This window comes from Variovorax sp. W2I14, assembly GCF_050435205.1.
GTDB lineage: Bacteria > Pseudomonadota > Gammaproteobacteria > Burkholderiales > Burkholderiaceae_C > Variovorax > Variovorax paradoxus_C.
In genome coordinates, this window is the sequence record NZ_JBNDJX010000001.1 from 758,669 (window position 1) to 776,857 (window position 18,189).

General features: G+C 67.1%; 14 protein-coding genes. 9 read left to right on the forward strand and 5 right to left on the reverse strand.

The features are described 5' to 3' along the window. Positions 1 to 2 precede the first annotated feature (2 nt). The 4 genes from QF040_RS03605 to QF040_RS03620 all read left to right on the forward strand — a co-directional run bounded on the left by QF040_RS03605 (position 3) and on the right by QF040_RS03620 (position 5,872). A complete protein-coding gene (locus QF040_RS03605; protein WP_429609883.1) occupies positions 3 to 1,109 on the forward strand; it encodes a porin in 1,107 nt (368 codons plus the stop codon). Between the two features lie 37 nt (positions 1,110 to 1,146). Continuing rightward, a complete protein-coding gene (locus tag QF040_RS03610) occupies positions 1,147 to 2,463 on the forward strand; it encodes an MFS transporter (protein ID WP_429609884.1) in 1,317 nt (438 codons plus the stop codon). 685 nt (positions 2,464 to 3,148) lie between these two features. Further along, positions 3,149 to 5,368, forward strand: a complete 2,220-nt coding sequence (locus tag QF040_RS03615; RefSeq protein WP_429609885.1) for a M1 family metallopeptidase — start codon at positions 3,149 to 3,151, stop codon at positions 5,366 to 5,368. Between the two features lie 87 nt (positions 5,369 to 5,455). Beyond that, positions 5,456 to 5,872: a hypothetical protein gene (locus QF040_RS03620; protein ID WP_429609886.1), complete on the forward strand. Its 417-nt coding sequence runs from the start codon at positions 5,456 to 5,458 to the stop codon at positions 5,870 to 5,872. Between the two features lie 324 nt (positions 5,873 to 6,196). Here the strand turns inward: QF040_RS03620 and QF040_RS03625 are convergent, their stop codons facing one another. Beyond that, on the reverse strand, positions 6,197 to 6,934 hold the full coding sequence (locus QF040_RS03625) for an ABC transporter substrate-binding protein (protein WP_429609887.1): 738 nt from the start codon (positions 6,932 to 6,934) through the stop codon (positions 6,197 to 6,199). Positions 6,935 to 7,136: 202 nt separating this feature from the next. Here QF040_RS03625 and QF040_RS03630 point away from each other — a divergent pair, with 202 nt between their 5' ends. From QF040_RS03630 to QF040_RS03645, 4 genes are all read left to right on the forward strand, one after another. After that, complete coding sequence (locus QF040_RS03630) at positions 7,137 to 7,754, forward strand: biliverdin-producing heme oxygenase (protein ID WP_429609888.1); 618 nt, start codon at positions 7,137 to 7,139, stop codon at positions 7,752 to 7,754. 107 nt (positions 7,755 to 7,861) lie between these two features. After that, positions 7,862 to 10,126 (forward strand): ATP-binding protein, encoded by a 2,265-nt coding sequence (locus tag QF040_RS03635; RefSeq protein WP_429609889.1) that lies wholly within the window; start codon positions 7,862 to 7,864, stop codon positions 10,124 to 10,126. Beyond that, positions 10,119 to 10,577, forward strand: coding sequence for a response regulator (locus QF040_RS03640; protein ID WP_013541985.1), 459 nt, complete (start codon positions 10,119 to 10,121; stop codon positions 10,575 to 10,577). Before QF040_RS03635 ends, QF040_RS03640 begins: the two co-directional genes overlap by 8 nt. Beyond that, complete coding sequence (locus QF040_RS03645) at positions 10,570 to 12,828, forward strand: response regulator (RefSeq protein ID WP_429609890.1); 2,259 nt, start codon at positions 10,570 to 10,572, stop codon at positions 12,826 to 12,828. The genes QF040_RS03640 and QF040_RS03645 overlap by 8 nt, the downstream gene beginning before the upstream one ends. 37 nt (positions 12,829 to 12,865) lie before the next feature. Here QF040_RS03645 and QF040_RS03650 read toward each other — a convergent pair whose 3' ends face one another. Continuing rightward, positions 12,866 to 13,684, reverse strand: coding sequence for a substrate-binding domain-containing protein (locus QF040_RS03650; protein WP_429609891.1), 819 nt, complete (start codon positions 13,682 to 13,684; stop codon positions 12,866 to 12,868). 100 nt (positions 13,685 to 13,784) lie between these two features. Next, a complete protein-coding gene (locus QF040_RS03655) occupies positions 13,785 to 14,696 on the reverse strand; it encodes a LysR family transcriptional regulator (protein WP_429609892.1) in 912 nt (303 codons plus the stop codon). 121 nt (positions 14,697 to 14,817) lie between these two features. On the opposite strand from QF040_RS03655, the gene QF040_RS03660 reads away from it, so the two are divergent. Continuing rightward, on the forward strand, positions 14,818 to 15,249 hold the full coding sequence (locus tag QF040_RS03660; protein WP_257859331.1) for a VOC family protein: 432 nt from the start codon (positions 14,818 to 14,820) through the stop codon (positions 15,247 to 15,249). Between the two features lie 28 nt (positions 15,250 to 15,277). Here QF040_RS03660 and QF040_RS03665 read toward each other — a convergent pair whose 3' ends face one another. Both QF040_RS03665 and QF040_RS03670 read right to left on the reverse strand, forming a co-directional pair. Further along, entirely contained in the window at positions 15,278 to 17,317 is a 2,040-nt protein-coding gene (locus QF040_RS03665; protein WP_429609893.1) for an alpha/beta hydrolase family protein, read from the reverse strand. An 84-nt stretch (positions 17,318 to 17,401) separates the two neighbouring features. After that, positions 17,402 to 18,181, reverse strand: coding sequence for a TIGR04325 family methyltransferase (locus QF040_RS03670; RefSeq protein ID WP_429609894.1), 780 nt, complete (start codon positions 18,179 to 18,181; stop codon positions 17,402 to 17,404). Between the last annotated feature and the right edge of the window lie 8 nt (positions 18,182 to 18,189).

Genomic DNA, 18,189 nt, shown 5'->3' on the forward strand with positions numbered 1-18,189 from the left:
CGATGAAAAAGTACTTGATCGCGCTGGCCTCCGCCAGCGTGGCTGGCGGAGCGCTGGCCCAATCTTCCCTCACGCTCTTCGGCGTGGTCGATGCAGCCGTCACCTACACGCGCGGCAGCGGCGACGGCTCGGCCCACAAGACGCAGCTCTCCAACAGCGGCAACATGTTCAGCCGCCTCGGCTTTCGCGGCACCGAAGACCTGGGCGGCGGCTACTCGGCCAACTTCTGGCTCGAGATGGGCCTGCAGAACGACAGCGCGCTGGGCTTTCCCTCGAACTCGAACAACCAGGCGAACGGCAATGGCACCGCGGGCGTGCTGAGCTTCAACCGCCGCTCGACCGTGAGCCTCGCCGGCTCGTTCGGCGAAGTGCGCCTGGGCCGCGACTACGTGCCCGCGTTCTGGAACACCGCCATCTTCGATCCCTTCGGCACGGGCGGCGGCATCGGCGCCAACCAGATCTATTTCTCGGGGCTCGGCGGCCTCGTCGCGCCGACAGGCACGCGCGCATCGAACAGCATCGGCTACCTGTTGCCGGCCTCGCTCGGCGGCTTCTACGGGCAGGTGATGTACGCGATGGGCGAGAACGATTCGAACTCGGTGCTGCCGGGCACGCGGGTGTCGAACAAGCGCGATGGCAACCACACGGGCCTGCGCTTCGGCTACCAGAACGGCGGCCTCAACATCGCACTGGCCACCGGCAAGACGCGCTACGCCAGCGGCGACCTGCGCGTGACCAACCTCGGCGCGGCCTACACCTTCGGTCCGTCGCTCATGAACCTGAAGCTCACGAGCGAGTTGTACACCGAGTCGAAGGGCACGACCGATGCCAAGGGCGCACTCATCGGCTTCCAGCTGCCCATCGGCGTCGGAGAGATCAAGGCTTCGTACGCACGCTACCGGCTGGAGCCAGCGGGCGCCGCACTGAAGCCGACCTCGTCGAAGCTGGCCATCGGCTACGTGCACAACCTTTCGAAGCGCACCGCGCTGTACGCGACCATCGCGCGCATCAGCAACAGCAACGGCGCCGCGCAGGCGCTCGCGGGCGCGATCACCGCACCGAACCGTGCGTCCACCGGGACCGAGTTCGGCATGCGCCACATGTTCTAGGCGCACGCGCCGTCGCAGCAAACACGAACACACCCCCATGCAGAGCAAACACCTTCGTTGGTACGGCGTCGCCACCCTGTTCGTCATCGTCGCGATCTCGTACGTGGACCGCATCAACATCGCGGTGCTGATCACCGACGCCGCGTTCCTGAACCATGTGGGCCTCGCGGCGAACGACCGCGTGAGCCAGGGCCTGCTGGCGACGGCGTTCATGCTCGGCTATGGCGTCTCGGCCTTCGTGCTCACGCCGTTCTGCTCGGCGCTCTTCGGCGTGCGGCGCAGCCTGATCTACGGATTGATCCTGTGGGGCGTGGTGACGTGGGCTTCGCCGATGTTCAACAGCTACGGCCTGCTGCTGGCTTCGCGCGTGCTGCTGGGCGTGTCGGAGGGGCCGCTGTTCTCGCTCGCTTCGTCATACATCAAGGCGCACTTCCAGAGCGACGAGAACGGCAAGCCCAACGCGCTGGTGAACATGGGCACGGGCATCGGGCTGGCCATTGGCTATCCGCTGGTGGGTTACCTGCTCGCGCAGTTCCAGTGGGACACCTCGTTCCATGTGCTGGGCATCATGAACATCGCGCTCGGCATTCCGCTGGTGCTCGCATTCGTGCGCATGCCGCCCGGCAAGGAAGACGCGGCGCGGCCTTCGTCGCTGGGCGAAGCAATGGCGCGCGTGGGCGCAATCGTGAAGGGCGCGCTTCACACGCGGCACCTGTTCCTCATCACCTTGCTCACATCGGCGGCGCTGGCTTATCTCTGGGGCAGCAGCAACTGGTTGCCCACGTACCTGCACGAAGCGCGCGGCTTCTCGCTGCGAGAGATGGGCTGGCTCGCTTCGTTGCCGCAGTACGCGACGGTGCTCGCCGTGCTCGTGAGCGGCGTCGTCATCGACAAGATCGAACGCGAGCACGTGCCCTTCATCTTCATGGGGGCGAGCGTGGGCGTGGCGCTGTCGGTGCTGATGGCCATCAACGCGCACGATCCGTACGCTGCGGCGTGCTGCCTCGTTGCGGCCAACTTCTTCTGGGGACTGCAGAGCCCCGCGATCCCGAGCACCATTCAATACTGCTCGCGGCCCGAGCACACCGCGAGCGCCTTCGGCGTGACCAACGGGGCAGGGAGCCTCGTGGCGGGCTTCATGCCGGCGTTGATGGGCGGCGTGATCAGCGCGGTGTCGCACGGCTCGTCGGCATCGGGCGCAGCCACTGCGTCGGCCGCATCCGCATCCGGCTTCTTCGCAGGTTTCGCGCTGCTCATAGGTACGCAGGTCATCGTGTTCGGCTGCGGCTTCGTGCTGTGGTTGCGCGAACGCACGCGCGTGGCTTCGAGCGCCGCGCATTCACAGGTTTTGTAGCGCCTGTATCGCCTTGAGGCAGGGAGTGTGGCTGCATCGTCACACTCGACGACTACGAGTTTTCGTACGCGCGCCGCGCATGTGCCGCATCTGCGAAACCAACTTCGTATCGCACGGCACGCATTGAATGCGGTGACTCCATTCGTCCTATCGCACGCGAACATTTTGAGAGCGAAAAGTTCCGTGAGTCGTTGAGATGTCGCATTCGATCAGCTACAACTGAGCGCATTCAATGGACGAGGGAATGCGCGTGATATCAACGACAAGAGCCGCAAGAATTCTGATCCTGACGAGCACAACGCGTGTCGTTTCTGCTGCGCATGAACGGCCAGCGTCGATGCACGGGTACTAAGGCACACAGAAGCCTTAAGGCCCGCTCCCCCCGCATCCCATCCACCCGCGATCCGACGGGAATGGAAGCCATCACCCCCCGCATCCTGGGGCCGCCTGCATAGCTTGCAGCGTGGCTTGGTGTCGCACGTGCATTCGCTTGTACGCAGCACATCGACTTAAGAAAAATTCCGGTGGTTCCGTTTTGTCCTGACGAACGTCTTGTTCGCCGGGAGGGTGCGGTGCTGCCTGTTCGCAGCGTCAGTCGTTCTTCCATCACCGCGCGTCTCCGCGCATCACCGGCTACCCGCCGATGCATGCAAGGACAGCGCAATGTCCTTACCAAAAGGCGATCATGAAAAAACTCAATTACTCCCTCGTGAATCATCTTGCCATCACCGCAGTGACCCTTGCCGTTCTCACGGCTTGCGGCGGCGGCGGAGACAGTAGCCCTTCGTTCGGTGGCGGTTCGGGTGTCGGCCTTTCAGGCCCGATCACCTCCGGCCCGGCATCCGACAGCACAGGAAAGACACCGGACGACGGCGTGCCGGCACCTGCCGCCGTGTCCGCGGTCGACAAGTCGGCCAAGCCGATGGAATTGCCCGACACCGTCTGGCCGAGCAACTACAAGCTGTGGTTCCGTCCCGATGCGGCGCTCAAGACTTTCGTGGGCCGCGGCGATGTGGAGATCGAAGTGCTCAAGCCCGTCGATGCGATCGTGGTCGCTGCACACAACCTCAACTTCGCCAAAGGCCGAACCACGCTGCGCAAGGTGTCGAATCCGGGCGAAGCGATCCCGCTGATCCCCACGCCGCAGACGCTTGGCGACTTCGTGCAGCTGCGTTTGAACGACGGCCAGATCGCCAAGGGCAAGTACCTGCTGCACATGGAGTGGGACGGCAAGATCCAGTTCTCCGATGCGGAGTACTGCCCGCCCGCCGAGATGGCGCGCAACCCGTTCTGCTCGGCCGCCACCGGCATCTTCAAGGTGGGCCTCTCCACGCCCGAAGGCGTGAGCAGCGATGCCATCGTGACGCAGGGCGAAACCAACTACGCGCGGCAGTGGTTCCCGGGTTGGGACGAGCCGGCCTTCCGCCACACCTTCGAGATCTCGGCCGAAGTGCCCGGCGACTGGAAGACGGTGTCGAACGCCGCGCAGATCGAGGCGACGAAGCTGCCCGACGGCTACCAGCGCGTGGCCTTCGAGAAGACGCCTTCGATGCCGATGTACCTCACCTTCTTCGGCGGCGGCAAGTTCGACATCCTGGCCGACACCTTCAAGAATCCGCTCGACCGCAGCGACATGCCGCTGCGCTGGTTCACGCCGCCGGGCCGCTCCGACTGGGCCAAGTTCGCGATGGAGTGGACCAAGGTGTCGATGGACTACTACTACAAGTACACCGGCATCCCGCTGCCCTTCAAGAAGTTCGACACCGTCGCGGCCAACGACAGCTACGACAACAAGCCCAACACCGGGTTCGGCGGCATGGAGAACTGGGGCTCGATCTTCGAGTTCGCCGATTCGGTGCTGACCAGGCCGGGCGACAAGCCCACGCTGTACTCGGTGACGGTGGTGACGCACGAGATCGCGCACCAGTGGTTCGGTGACCTGGTCACGCTCGACTGGTGGGACAACGTGTGGCTCAACGAATCGTTCGCGCGCTGGTTCGAAAGGCGCACCACCATCAAGTTCCACCCCGAGTACTACAGCTTCTCGGACTACGTGCTCGACAAGCACAACGTGATCGTGGCCGACCTGAAAAACACAGCAGTGCCGGTGCAGCGCAACCTGAACGATGCGGGCTCCTTCGGCTTCATCAGCCCATCGATCTTCGTCTACAACAAGGGCAGCCATGTATTGGAGACCATCCAGAACTACATCGGCGAAGAGGCGATGCAGAAGGGCCTGCAGATCTACCTGAAGGACTACGCATACGGCAACGTCACGCCGTCGCGCCTCTGGAGTTCGCTGGAGAAGGTCACCGACAAGAAGGTGAGCGACATCGGCGACAGCCTCATCCGCCAGACGGGGATTCCGCTCCTGACGGTGGACGCGCAATGCGCCGGCGACCGCACCTACGTGAACATCAGCCAGGAATCGTTCCCCAACCAGAACCAGTTCCCGGCCTCGACGTGGACCATTCCCGTCACGCTGGCGTACGGCAATTCGATGGAGCAGCGCAAGACCTTCGTGATGTCCAACAACGCGGTGCAGCTCGAGCTGCCGGGTTGCACGGCGGTGCTGGCCGGGCCGACCGGGCAGGACTACTACGTGAGCAACTACAGCGCGCAGTCGTGGAGCGACCTCTTGGCCAAGGTGCAGAACTTCGCGGCCAACAAGCCGCTCTTGCTGAACATCGAGCGCGACGCGTTCCGCCTGAAGGAAGTGGGCCGCATCACGCAGGTGCAGTACGACCAGATCAAGGGCGTGCTGAACCTGCCGGCGCCGCTGCTCGCCAAGACGGACCTGAGCCAGCAGAAGATGGCGGCGGTGGATGCGGGCGAGAAGGAAGAGTACCCGCACGCACTGCGCTTCCAGGGCAGCCTGAAGCTGCGCGAGAACGACAAACGCTGACCGAGCCTCGTGATTCACATCTGACCCACGCGTGATGCCCGCCGGGCGCACCTTTTCGGGTGCGTCCGGCGGCTCATGCCTCACACCATGACCATCATGAAAAACCTGTTCAAGTACATCGTGGCGGGCGCCTGCGTCTCGCTGCTGGCCGGCTGCGGCGCGGGCGGCGGACCCGAAGCCGAGCTGGTCGGCGTCTACGCCATCAAGAAGAATGGCGCGCTCAAGGAAGTCGTGAAGATCGAGCGCCAGGGCAACCGCTACATCATGCGCGACAAGGTGCGCACGCCCGAGTGGAGCGAACCCAAGATGCAGATGCAGCCGGTGACGCGCGAGCGCTGGACCAAGATCACCACCGACAGCGAGAACACGAAGTTCGTGGGCGTGTCGAGCGACCAGCTCGCGATCTTCAAGGTGCCGCCGGGGTGGCAGAAGAACAGCTTCAAGACGGAGACCGGGTACTTCCTGTTCTATTCGCAGGGGCCGGTGGAGGCCTACAAGCTCTGACGGCTTGCGGGTCGTTCGTTTGGGTCGGTTCAGTTCAGGGCGGCGATCACGCCGACGGGGTACCTTGCTCCGCGAATGTCCTCCGCCCTTCGGGCTCCCCCTTGATTTCGCTGCGCAAGGCACCCCATCGGCGCGCTCGTTTTCAGAGCACTGGTTGATCAGCGATCCACCAGCAGCGCGTCCAAGTGCGCAGGGCATCGGGTGCTCCCCGCAGCGAAATCAAGGAGGAGGCGAAGCCGGGGGACATTCGCGGAGGGGAGTACCCGGTGGCCTGTGCACCCGCCCTGAACACACGCCCCCGAACACAGACAGTCGCCCGAAAAACTACGGCGCGACAATCGCCCCTTCGATCCGGTGGCGCTCGAGCGCATCGGCCACAAACCCGCTTGCCTTCATCTCCTCGACAAACGCCGCAAGCATCGCCTGCGCCTCGGCACCGCGGCTCGCCGGGGTGCCCATGGCTTGCTGGATCACCATGAAGCGCCCCGGCAGCACACGCACGCCCGGTGCGCGTGCCGCTTCGCCTTCGAGCAGTTGGCGAATGCCGGCTGCCACTTCGACTTCACCTGACCGCACTGCCGCCAGTGCGGGCCCGGCGCCTTGCAGCCGCACGATCTCGGCCTGCTTGATTTCACGCGTGAGGAACAGGTCGTAGGCGCTGCCCGAGCCGACCGAGATGCGGTGGCCCGGCGCATCGACCTGCGCGTTGTCGGTCAATGCGGACGATTCGGGCACGAGGTAGCTGCCCTCGATCAGCACATAGGGCGCGGTGAAGCGCAGGCCTTCGCTGCGGGCCGGGTCGAGGGCGAAGAAGCCGATGTCGGCCTTCTCGTTCTTCACCGCATCGACCGAGGCCGCGGCCTTCTCGAACACCACGAGTTCGACACTCACGCCGAGCCGGCGCGCGAACTCGCGTGCGAGATCGATCGATACGCCCACCGGCTCGCCGCTCGCGGCGTCCTTGTTGGCAAGGATCGGATTGCCGAGGTTGATGGACGCGCGCAGCGTGCCGCTGGGCGCGAAGGCGGAGACAAGGGCGGGTGAGGGCTGGGGCTGAGTCACGGCGTGCGTTCTTCCAGGAAAAGTCGGAGGAAAAAAAGAGGGCGAGGCAGAGGCTGCGGCCAGTTTACGTGGGGGCCGGCCGGATTTCCTACTGGAGAAAGGGAAGCGCGCCCACCGGCGCCGCGCGGCGTTTGCGTAGGCTCGGTCTACCCTGGATCGAGCATCCGCCTCGGTCGCTCCGACTTGCCGTTTCGCCTGCTTCATGACGACCAACCCGCCCGATATCGCCGACGTCCTGCGCCCCCTTCGTACCGCCACACACGCGCTGCATGAGGCGCTGGACAGCCGCCTGCCGATCGCGCGGGACGATGCATCGCTGGCCGACTACGCGGGGCACCTGCGCGCCCTTCGGCCCTGGTTGCAGGCGGTGCGCGACGCGCTCGCCGCTTCCGGCGTGCCGGGCCTCGAACGCATCGCCCGGCGCACCGACCGGCGGCTTGCTGCGCTTGCGCTCGATCTCGACGATCTCGGGGCATCGAACACCAGCGGGCAAGAGAGCGCTTTTCAATCCGCTGTCCCTGGACTGGCCGATGAAGCCGCACGCGACCCCGCCTTCGCCTGGGGCCTGGCCTATGTGCTCGAAGGCTCCCAGCTCGGCGGCATGGCGATGCGCAAGCGGCTCGGTGCACGCCTCGCGCCGCATCCGCTGCGGTACTTCCAGCCGGTGGATGCGCCCGGCGGGTTTGCGGCGCAATGGAAGGAATTCGTCGCCCAGCTCGGTGCCGCGCTGGCGGACCCGTTGGCCATCGACGCAGCCCGCCGCGGAGCGGTCGCGGGCTTTCGCAGCCTCATGCCCCGCTTCGGATTGCAGGGTTTGTAGGAAACGGCCGACGAGATCCCCCAAGGACGCCGAGGCATGATCCCCGCCACCCGTTTTTTCAGATTCTTTTCCCGGACCCAGCGCGCCGCCGCACGCGCCGATTGAACGTGCCCCAGCCTCACGCGACCACCCCAACCCCCCACGCCTTGCGGCCGCCCGAGGTCGACCTGTCGTCCTGCGACCTCGAGCCCATTCGCGTTCCCGGATCGATCCAGCCGCATGGCCGCATGCTGGTGCTGGAGCCCGATTCCCTCGAGCTCGTCGCCTGGAGCGACAACTGGCCCGACGGCCAACTCGATGCCGCGCAGCAGGTGCTTCGCGGGCTGGTGCTGCCCGCGCTCGCGCCGGGCGCGACGCCTGTGTCGCTCGGCGCTTTGCGCGTGGCGCATGAGACCTTCGACGTCGCCGCGCACCGCAGCGACCGCCACCTGTTCGCCGAGTTCGAGGCCGCCTTGCCCGCCGCCGGCAACGAGGCGCCGATCTATTCGCTCGGGCGCGTCTTCCTGCCGAAGCTGCAGGAAGCGCGCACGCTCGAACAGCTCACGCAGCTGGCGGCGGCCGAGATGAAGCGCCTGACCGGCTTCGGCCGCTGCCTGATCTACCGCTTCGATGCGGTCGGCCATGGCGAGGTGCTGGCCGAGGAGGCTGACCCCGGCTACGACAGCTACACCGGCCACCGCTTTCCAGCCTCCGACATTCCGCAGCAGGCGCGCGCGCTGTACCTGGTCAACCACTTCCGGCTGATCGCCGACGCCACCTACACGCCGGTGCCGCTGCGTGCCGCCGACCCGGCGCTCACCGCGGCCGACCTCGACCTCTCGCAGGCGCAGTTGCGCAGCGTGTCGCCCATCCACCTCGAGTACATGCGCAACATGGGCACGCTCGCGTCCATGTCGGTGTCGATCGTGATCGACGGGCGGCTGTGGGGGCTGATCTCGTGCCACGACCACCAGCCGCGCTTTCTGGACCCCGGCACCCGCCTGGCGTGCGAGCACCTGGGGCAGTTGCTGTCGCTGCAGATCCAGTCGAAGGAGAGCAACGTCGCGGTGGCCGAGCGGCTGGAGCTGCGCCAGCTCACGCTGCAGATCGTCTCGCACCTCGCGGACAGCGACGCCACGCTGCAGCGGCTGGTGGCGGAGTCGTCGCTCATGCTGCGGCTGGCACGCGCCACCGGCGCGGCCGTGGTGCTGGACGACGAGGTCTGGAGCGTGGGCGACGTGCCCGCGCGCGCGCAGGTGCAGGAGCTGGCGAGCTGGATCGCCGGCCTCGGCACCGAGGTCTACGAGAGCAGCGAGCTGCCCGCGCACTTCGCGGCGGCGAACGAGTTCCGCGAGGTGGCGGCTGGCGTGCTCGCGATCTCGATCTCGCAGGTGCACCGGCACCTCATCCTGTGGTTCCGGCCCGAGATCGTGCAGACGATCCAGTGGGCCGGCGATCCGAAGAAGCCGAAGGCCGCGGCCAGCGGGCGCATCCATCCGCGCATCAGCTTCTCCAGCTGGGTCGAGGAGGTGCGCGGCCGTTCGGCGGCCTGGACCCCGGCCGAAGTGGGCGCTGCGGTGGAACTGCGCCAGGCGCTCATCGGCGTGGTGCTGCGCCGCGCGGAAGAACTGGCGGCCGTGGCCACCGAGCTCGGCCGCGTCAACAAGGAGCTCGAAGCCTTTTCATACACCGTCTCGCACGACCTGCGCGCGCCGATGCGGCACATCGCGGGCTACGTCGATCTCGTCGCGCAGACCGAAGGCAAGCAGCTCAGCGAACGCGCGCACCGCTACCTCGGCCACGTCAAGGATGCGGCCGCTTTCGCGGGACAGATGGTCGATGCGCTGCTCGATTTTTCGCGCATGGGCCGTGCCGCACTGAAGCAGCGCATGGTCGACACCGAATCGCTGGTCGAAGGCCTGGCGCACGAACTCGCGCGGCTGGAGCCGGCGCGCCGCATCGAGTGGCAAGTCGACCCCGGACTGCCGGCGCTCTACGCCGATCCGCTGCTGCTGCAGGTGGCCGTTCGCAACCTGCTGGCCAACGCGGTGAAGTATTCGCGCACCCGCGATCCGCAGCGCATTGCGGTGCGCGCGATCCGCAGCGACCTGGGCAGCGGGCTGGAGGTCGAGGACAACGGCGTGGGCTTCCAGATGAAGTACGTCGACAAGCTGTTCGGCGTGTTCCAGCGGCTGCACCAGGCCGAGGAATTCGAAGGCACGGGCATCGGCCTGGCCAACGTGAAGCGGATCGTCGAGCGCCATGGCGGGACGGTCTGGGCCAAGGGCGCGATGGGCGAGGGTGCGACCTTCGGCTTCATCCTGCCGAACCGGGAACCGGGCAATGAACACGCGGTGGGCACGCCGCCAGACAACGGAGGAAAACATGCTTAAGCCGATCCTGCTCGTCGAGGACGACAAGCGAGACCTGGAACTCACCCTCATCGCGCTGGAGCGCAGCCAGCTCGCGAACGATGTCATCGTGCTGCGCGACGGCGCGCAAGCGCTCGACTACCTGCGGCGCGAGGGCGAACACGCCGCGCGCTCCGAGGGCAACCCGGCCGTGATCCTGCTGGACCTGAAGCTGCCCAAGGTGACCGGCCTGGAGGTTCTTCAGGCGGTGCGCGCCGACGCGGCGCTGCGCAGCATTCCGGTGGTCATGCTCACCTCTTCGCAGGAAGAGTCGGACGTGCTGCGCAGCTACGAGTTGGGCGTGAACGCCTATGTGGTGAAGCCGGTGGCGTTCGACCAGTTCGTCTCGGCCATCGCCGAACTGGGAGTCTTCTGGGCGGTGCTCAACGAGCCGCCGCCAGGTTCCTTGAAGGCGACGCGCCGACATGAATAGGCCCGGCGTCGCGAGCGTGCTGGACGATGTGGACATGGCTGACGCGGTGAACGCCCCGGATGCTGCGGATGTTCCGGGCTCGGTGACGCCCGGACCGATCGACGTCCTGATCCTGGAGGACTCGCGCTTCGACGTCGAACTCCTGGGCGAGGCCCTTTCCGTGGCGTTGCCGCAGGCGCGGACGCATGTGGTGCGCGACGAGCGCGGCTTCGTCGCGGCGCTGGGCGAGCGCAGCCATGCGCTGATCCTGTCGGACTACGAGCTGCCCGGCTTCTCCGGCGCGGAGGCGCTGGCGATCGCGCAGCGCGTGGCGCCCGAGACGCCCTTCGTCTTCGTGTCGGGCGTGATCGGCGAGGACAACGCGGTCGAGCTGCTCAAGCGCGGCGCTACCGACTATGTGAGCAAGGGGCGCCTCGCGCGGCTGCCGGTGGTGCTGGAGCGCGCCTTGAAGGAGGCGGCCGACCGGCGCGCCAAGCGCGTGGCCGAGTTCCAGCTGCAGGTGGCCAACGAGACTTTCCGCGAGGCGGAGTCGCGCCGGCTTGCGCTCATGGAACTGGGCGACCGCATCCGCGACATCGACGACCCCGCCGAGATCGCCTACGTGGCTTCGGCCATGCTGGGCCAGCGGCTGGGCGTGGACCGCGCGGGCTACGGGCTGGTGGACAAGGCGGCCGAGACGATCTCGATCGACCGCGACTGGACCGCGCCCGGCGTCGCCAGCCTCGCGGGCCTGCTGCACTTTCGCGACTACGGCTCCTACATCGAGGACCTGCTGCGCGGCGTGACGGTGGCCTTCGCCGATGCGCGGCTCGACCCCCGCACCCGCGACAACGCCGATGCGCTGGACGCGATCACCGCGCGCGCGGTGGTCAACATGCCGCTCACCGAACGCGGCGGGCTGGTGGGGCTGCTGTACCTCAACCACGGGCAGGCGCGCGAGTGGACGCGCGACGAACTCGACTTCGTGCGCGAGACGGGCGACCGGGTGCGCTCGGCCATTGCGCGGCGCGAGGCGCAGATCGAATTACAGGCCTTTGCCGAGTCGCTGGAGCGGCAGGTCGAGGAGCGCGCCGCCGAACTGGAAGCTGCGCGCGAGCAACTGCGCCAAAGCCAGAAGCTCGAAGCCGTGGGCCAGCTCACGGGCGGGCTCGCGCATGACTTCAACAACCTGCTGGCCGCCATCAGCGGCAGCCTGGAGCTCATGCGCCGGCGCGGGCTCGATGGCAAGCCCGCCGAGATGGAGCGCTACATCGGTGTGGCGCAGGGCGCGGTCAAGCGCGCGGCGGCGCTCACGCACCGGCTGCTGGCGTTCTCGCGGCGCCAGACGCTGGAGCCGAAGCCGCTGAATGCCAACCGGCTGGTCTCCGACATGGAAGAGCTGCTGCGCCGCACGCTCGGCCCGCAGATTTCGCTGGAGGTGGTGGCGGCGGTGGGCCTGTGGAACGTGCATGCCGATCCGAGCCAACTCGAGAACGCGCTGCTCAACCTGTGCATCAACGCGCGCGACGCCATGCCCGAGGGTGGCAAGCTGGTGATCGAAACCGCCAACCGCTGGGTCGATGTGCGCACCGCGCAGGAGCGCGACATGCCCACTGGCCAGTACGTGTCGCTCACCGTCAGCGACAACGGCGTGGGCATGACGCCCGAGGTGGTGGCGCGGGCCTTCGATCCCTTCTTCACGACCAAGCCGATCGGCATGGGCACGGGCCTGGGCCTGTCGATGATCTACGGCTTCGCCAAGCAGTCGGGCGGGCAGGTGCGCATCTATTCGGAGCTGGGCAAGGGCACCTCGGTCAGCCTCTATCTGCCGCGCCACGACGAGCAGGAGGAAGCCGCGAGCGAACCGGTGGAGGCCACGCTCGCGCCGCGCGCCGACCAGGGCGACACGGTGCTCGTGGTGGACGACGAACCCGCGCTGCGCATGATCATCGTGGAGGTGATGCGGGGCCTCGGCTACGCCACGCTGGAGGCCGCCGACGGCGCGGGCGCGCTGCGCATCCTGCAGTCGCCGCGGCAGCGCATCGACCTGCTGGTGAGCGACGTGGGCCTGCCCGGCGGCATGAACGGCCGACAGGTCGCCGATGCGGCGCGCACCGCGCGGCCGGGGCTCAAGGTGCTGTTCATCACCGGCTACGCGGAGAACGCGGTGCTGAGCCACGGCCATCTCGATCGCGGCATGCATGTGATGACCAAGCCGTTCGAGATGGATGTGCTCGCGCGAAGGGTGAAGGCGCTGATCGAGTCGCGCTAGCTAGCTAGCTAGCGAGCGAGCGCCGCCGGCGGCAGGCTCAGCGCGCCGTGAGCGGCTCTAGGCCGGTCTTGGCGATGGTGGGCGCGGCGGCCGGCGAGTTCAGGTAGCGGATCAACTGCCGCGCCGCCTCGGGCTGCTTCGACGCGGTGGCGATGCCGGCCGAGAACACGGTGTTCTGCTGCACATCGGCGGGCAGCGGGCCGATGTAGTCGATGCCGGCGATCGGCAGCAGCTCGCTCACCTGTTGCAGGCCGAGCGCCGCATCGCCGCGCGCGACGACGGTGCCGACGCGCTCGCTCAGGATGCGCTTGCTCTTGGGTTTGACCTGGTCTTCGATGCCGAGCTTCTTGAGCAACTCGGTCTCGTAGTAGGTGCCGCTCGCGCTTGCCGAGTAGGCGATCGACGGCGCCGCGATCAGCGTGCGCTTGAGCGCATCGACGGTGCTGATGTCCGGCCGGGGCGCGCCCTTGCGCACCGCGAAGCCGATGGCCGAGCGCACGAGGTCGACTTGGCTGCCCGGCACCACCTTGCCCTTGGCGACGAGGTCGTCGAGGGCGGGGCGCGCGAGGATGACCACGTCGACCGGCTCGTTGCGCGCAAGGCGGCTCGGGATCGAGTCCTGCGCGTTGCCCATCGAGGCGCCGTACGCCGTCTTCACCGAACGTCCGCTGCTGCGCTCGAACTCGGGGCGCAGGCCGTTGTAGGCAGCGGTGAAGCCGCCGGAGGTCATGACGTGGATGTCGTCGGTGGCTGCCTTGTTGTTGCCGACAGTGCCGCAGCCGGCGAGAACGAGGGCCGCGACGAGTGGAAGCGCAGCGCGGCGGGTGAGAGAGAAGAGAGGGGAAAGGGGCTTCACGATGTCTCCTGGAGGAAGAGGGCGGCGGCCCGGTGCCGTGCTGCCCGCAGTTGCCATCGTAGAAGCCGGGGCTGTCAGTCAGCCTTCATCGCATTAATGGTTAATACCGAGTGGCGGGCCTTCCAGATCCTCTCGCCCGGGGCACTTTCGCTGCTTCCTCAAGGCACTGCGCCAAGTGCGCGACCACCGGCGATCCGGCCCGCGGCTTGCGCTGGAGCAGGCCGACTTCGCGATGGAATGTGTGCTCGCCGAGCGGCAGCGCGCGAACGCCGGGCGGCAGCGGCAGGTGCGCCTCGACCAACGGAACGAGGCCGGCGCCCAGCCCCTTCGCCGCGAGATGGATGAGGGCAGGGATCTCGTCCACCTCGACGGAATCGCTGACCTGCAGCCCTTGGCGCCGAAGGAAGCGCTCGACCATCCGCCCGCCGAACGACGCGCGGTCGTAGCGCAGGAACGGTTGCTCCTGCAGCAGGGTGCGCCAATCCTTCCTTGCGGGCGTGCCCGCCGGCACGATCAGCACGTAGGGCTCCTGCACCAGCGGCTGCCACGCCAGATCGGGAAGGAGGCCGAAGGGCGGCCGGATGATCACGGCCGCATCGATGCTGCCCGCATCGAGGTCGTCCATCAGCCGCATCGACACGCCGGGCGAGACATGCACCCGCAGCAGCGGCAGGCTTTGCCGCAGCCGGGCCAGCGCCCGCGCCACCAGCGTCGGCTGCGCCGAGGCGATGGCGCCGATGCGCAGCAGCCCGCGGTTCGCGGCGTCGTCGGGCACGTCGCCGAGCCTGGCGTAGAGGGCGCAGATCTCCTCGGCGCGCGCCAGCGTCGTCTCGCCTGCGGCATTCAGGGTGGCGGAGCGTCCCGTCCTGTCGAAGAGCGCGAAGCCGAGGCTCTCTTCGAGCCGCTTGATCTGGCTGCTGACCGCCGATTGCGTGAGGCCGATGCGCTCGCCCGCCGCCGCAAAGGTGCCGTGGCGGCAGACGGTGATGAAGGTCTGGAGTTCGTTGATCATGTTTGACTCATCAAAATTATCGGGACTCAGCGAAGAAATATATCGCTTTCGCCTATGAGGCTCGTTGCCTAAAGTCGGGGTATTTCGACCTCTTCCACTGAGCGCCAATGCGGCGGATCCCATGAGCACCCACGACACACGCATCCCTTTTCACCTGGCTTTCCCCGTTCGCGACATCGCCGAAGCCCGCGCGTTCTACGGCGAGCTGCTGGGATGTCCGGAAGGGCGCAGTGCGCCGCAGTGGGTGGATTTCGATTTCTACGGGCACCAGATCGTGGCGCACCTCGCGCCCGACGAGTGCGGCCACAAGGCCCTGAGCGCGGTGGACGGCCACGACGTGCCTGTGCGCCACTTCGGCGCGATCCTGCCGATGGACAAATGGCAGGCCATGGCCGACAAGCTCGTCGCCCGCGGCACGAAGTTCGTGATCGAGCCCTACATCCGCTTCAAGGGCGAGCCGGGCGAGCAGGCGACGATGTTCTTTCTCGACCCCTCGGGCAATGCGATCGAGATGAAGTCGTTTGCAAACCTGGATTCGTTGTTCGCGGTCTGAAGCGGGGCAAAGCGGGACGGATCCTCGCCTATTCCAGGTTCTTCCGCAGGAACTGCTCCATCTCCGTCAGCACCCGCACCCGGTCTTCCTCGCGGCTCAGCCTGTGGTCGCCGAGCGGCAGTTCGACGTAGCGTGCATCGGTGCGGTTCGCCTTCTTCAGCGCCTCGGCCATGTCGCGCGATTGCTCTACCGGCACGATGAGGTCGTTGGCGCCGTGGACCAGCAGCACTGGCACGCGGATCTCCGCGGCACGCAGGGCCGGTGAGGTCTGGCGCAGCTTTTCGCGATCGCCCCACCAGGTGCCGATTTCCGCTTCGGCACCCAGTTCATAGCCCATGTAGTTCTGCGAATGGCTGAGCAGGTCGCGCAGGTCCGAGGGGCCGGCAAAGCTGATGGCGCAGCGATAGAGCGTGGGGTCCTTCACCGCCCCCATCAACGCGGCATAACCGCCGTAGCTGCCGCCCACGATGCAGGCGCGCTGCGGATCGGCAATGCCCTGCTCGACCAGCCAGCGCAGGCCATCGGCGAGATCGTCCTGCATCTCCAGGCCCCAGCGGCGGCGGCCGGCTTCGCGGAAGTCCTGGCCGTAGCCAATCGATCCGCGGAAGTTGATCTGCAGCACAGCCCAGCCACGGCTGGCGAAGAACTGCGCCCAATAGTCGTAGCTGCCGGTGTTGATCGATGCGGGGCCGCCGTGCGGCAGCATGATGGTGGGCAAGCTGTGGGCGGACGGAGCGCCGGCCATTTCGGCTTTGGCCTCGCGTGCAGGCGGCAGGGTCAGGTAGCCTTCCAGCTGCAGGCCGTCGCGGCTACGCAGCGCAACGCGCTTGGGCGTGGCCAGCGGCTGCTTCTCCAGGGCAGGGTGCGTGTCGCTGATGAGCCCGAGCGTGCCGCTCGCCCAGTCCATCGTGTAGTACTTCGGCGGCCGCGAACCCTGGACCGACAGGACGATGCTGCGCTGCCCCGTTTCGTCGTCGCTCACGATGCGGTTGCCGCGCTTCGGCAAAGCGCGGTCCAGCGCGTCCTGTCGCTGCCGAGCCGCATCGTCCCAGTACAGCAGGCGGGGCACGTCGGTGCGGTACTCGATGCCGACGACGCGCTGCGTTGCCGGGTCCCGGATCAGGTCGCCGCGTATGTCGAAGCGGGCATCGGCCAGCAGCGTCTGGCGCGGAAACGCGGGGTCCTGCAGGTCGATGCGCACCAGCGCGTTGCGCCCGTCCACAGGCGCAAGGGCATAGAGAAAGCGCGGATCGGCGTCGAAGCCCAGTGGCGTGAGTGCCTGCCGGCGAGCCTCCGTGGGGTCGGTGCCGTCGTAGGTGGCAAGAGCTGCCCATTCGGACGGGCGCCCTTGCGACTCGGGCGGCTTGACCATCACGCGCAAGGTGGTACGCGTCGAGCCGCTGCCCAGCCGCACCACGCCTTGGGGGTCGGCCATCCAGTGGCGGATGCCGCCGAGGTTGCGTTGCAGCAGGCGCGACCGTCCGGTGCGCGCATCCAGGCGATAGACATCGGGCTGTCCGGGCGATTGCGCGTCATAGGCGATCAGCACCGTTTCCGGTTCGTCGCGCAGGGCGCCGACGATGCGGTCCTGGTACTGCGGCATGTGCCGTTGCCGCTCGAAGAAGGGGCCGTTCTGCAGCGCACTCGCGAGGTCCGCCTTCAGGTTGCTGCCGTCGGGGTCGATCGCGATCAGCCGGGTCTCGCCCGTCGCCACGCCGCGCCGGTGGTCGGGAAAGAAGGCGCCGATCAACAGGCGCTTGTTGCCGGCCCAACGAAGCGACGAGACGATGTACTTGTCGTTGTCGGTGCGCAGGACGATCTTCGGCTTGTTGCCGAAGCCGCTCACCACTACGTAGCTCTTGCCCTCGACGTTCTGGACCATGGCGGCGCCACGTCCGTCAGGAGACATGCGCAGCATCTCGATGGCGGGGAGTTCCGCGAAGGCCTGCACGGGAATAGGGGCGGGTGGTGGTGGCGGCGAATCTGGCGGCTCGGCTGCAAAGGCGATGCCGGATCCGGCGAGACAGAGCGCGGCGAGGCGCCGCAGGCGCCTGAAGGCGACAGACATGTTTTTTCTCCCTGATATGAAAAGCCGGGGCAGTGTACCGAGCCGGTTCCAGATCAAGGGGGCGCATGCCCCACTGGTCGCCCCTCAGGCCAGGTCGAAACAGCACCCCGCGTAATAGGGCAGGTCGCCGCCGCTCACAAAGGGCACCTCGATCGGCTTGCCTTCGTTGCGCCACACGTCGCGCCGCTTGTAGCCCGCCTGCGTCAGCGTCGCGAGCAGCCCCTCGTGGTGCTCGATGCGGTAGGGGCATACGGCCACGCCGATGCTGTTGAGCGTGTAGAGCGTGCGTTCGGGGTGCACGGCCGTCGTGTTCAGCACGATGCGTCGCGGCTTCGCGGCCAGCGACGACAGGATGCCGTCGATGCGCACCGGCAGGTACTGCAGGCTGCCCGAGGCGTACAGCACATCGCAGCCGCTGGCGTCGCGGTAGTCGGTGGTGAAGGCGAGCTGGCCGCTCACCTCGCGCTGCGCGGCCGTGGCGCGGCCTTGCTCGATGACGCTGGGCACGTCGCACACGGTCCAGCGCAGGCTGTCGGGGTAGCTCAGCACGCGGCGGAACGCGTAGTACTTGATGCCGATGTGGCCGCCGAGATCGAACACGCGCGTGAGGCCCGCATCGATCGAGCGTCCCAGCCAGAACAGGCCCGGGTAGTCGTAGAAATAGATCTGCGGGCTGTAGAGACCGGCCGCTTCGGCATGGTCGTAGCCCACGGCCTTGGAAGGCGGCGCGTTGGCTTCCGCTGCGGCGAAGCTCTCGAACGAACCCATGAAGAGGTTCTCGTCGGTGTTGTCGAGAAACTTCTGCCGATAGGCGTCTTCGGGGGAGAGGGAAGGGGAGGAAAACGGCCGCAGTTTCGAGAGCATTTTTTTCT

Bases quoted from the DNA above. Each gene is read 5' to 3' on its own strand.
- QF040_RS03670 (WP_429609894.1), bottom strand. From the start codon at position 18,181: ATGCTCTCGAAACTGCGGCCGTTTTCCTCCCCTTCCCTCTCCCCCGAA.
- QF040_RS03605 (WP_429609883.1), top strand. From the start codon at position 3: ATGAAAAAGTACTTGATCGCGCTGGCCTCCGCCAGCGTGGCTGGCGGA.
- QF040_RS03620 (WP_429609886.1), top strand. From the start codon at position 5,456: ATGACCATCATGAAAAACCTGTTCAAGTACATCGTGGCGGGCGCCTGC.
- QF040_RS03665 (WP_429609893.1), bottom strand. From the start codon at position 17,317: ATGTCTGTCGCCTTCAGGCGCCTGCGGCGCCTCGCCGCGCTCTGTCTC.
- QF040_RS03610 (WP_429609884.1), top strand. From the start codon at position 1,147: ATGCAGAGCAAACACCTTCGTTGGTACGGCGTCGCCACCCTGTTCGTC.
- QF040_RS03615 (WP_429609885.1), top strand. From the start codon at position 3,149: ATGAAAAAACTCAATTACTCCCTCGTGAATCATCTTGCCATCACCGCA.
- QF040_RS03655 (WP_429609892.1), bottom strand. From the start codon at position 14,696: ATGATCAACGAACTCCAGACCTTCATCACCGTCTGCCGCCACGGCACC.
- QF040_RS03630 (WP_429609888.1), top strand. From the start codon at position 7,137: ATGACGACCAACCCGCCCGATATCGCCGACGTCCTGCGCCCCCTTCGT.
- QF040_RS03645 (WP_429609890.1), top strand. From the start codon at position 10,570: ATGAATAGGCCCGGCGTCGCGAGCGTGCTGGACGATGTGGACATGGCT.
- QF040_RS03660 (WP_257859331.1), top strand. From the start codon at position 14,818: ATGAGCACCCACGACACACGCATCCCTTTTCACCTGGCTTTCCCCGTT.
- QF040_RS03640 (WP_013541985.1), top strand. From the start codon at position 10,119: ATGCTTAAGCCGATCCTGCTCGTCGAGGACGACAAGCGAGACCTGGAA.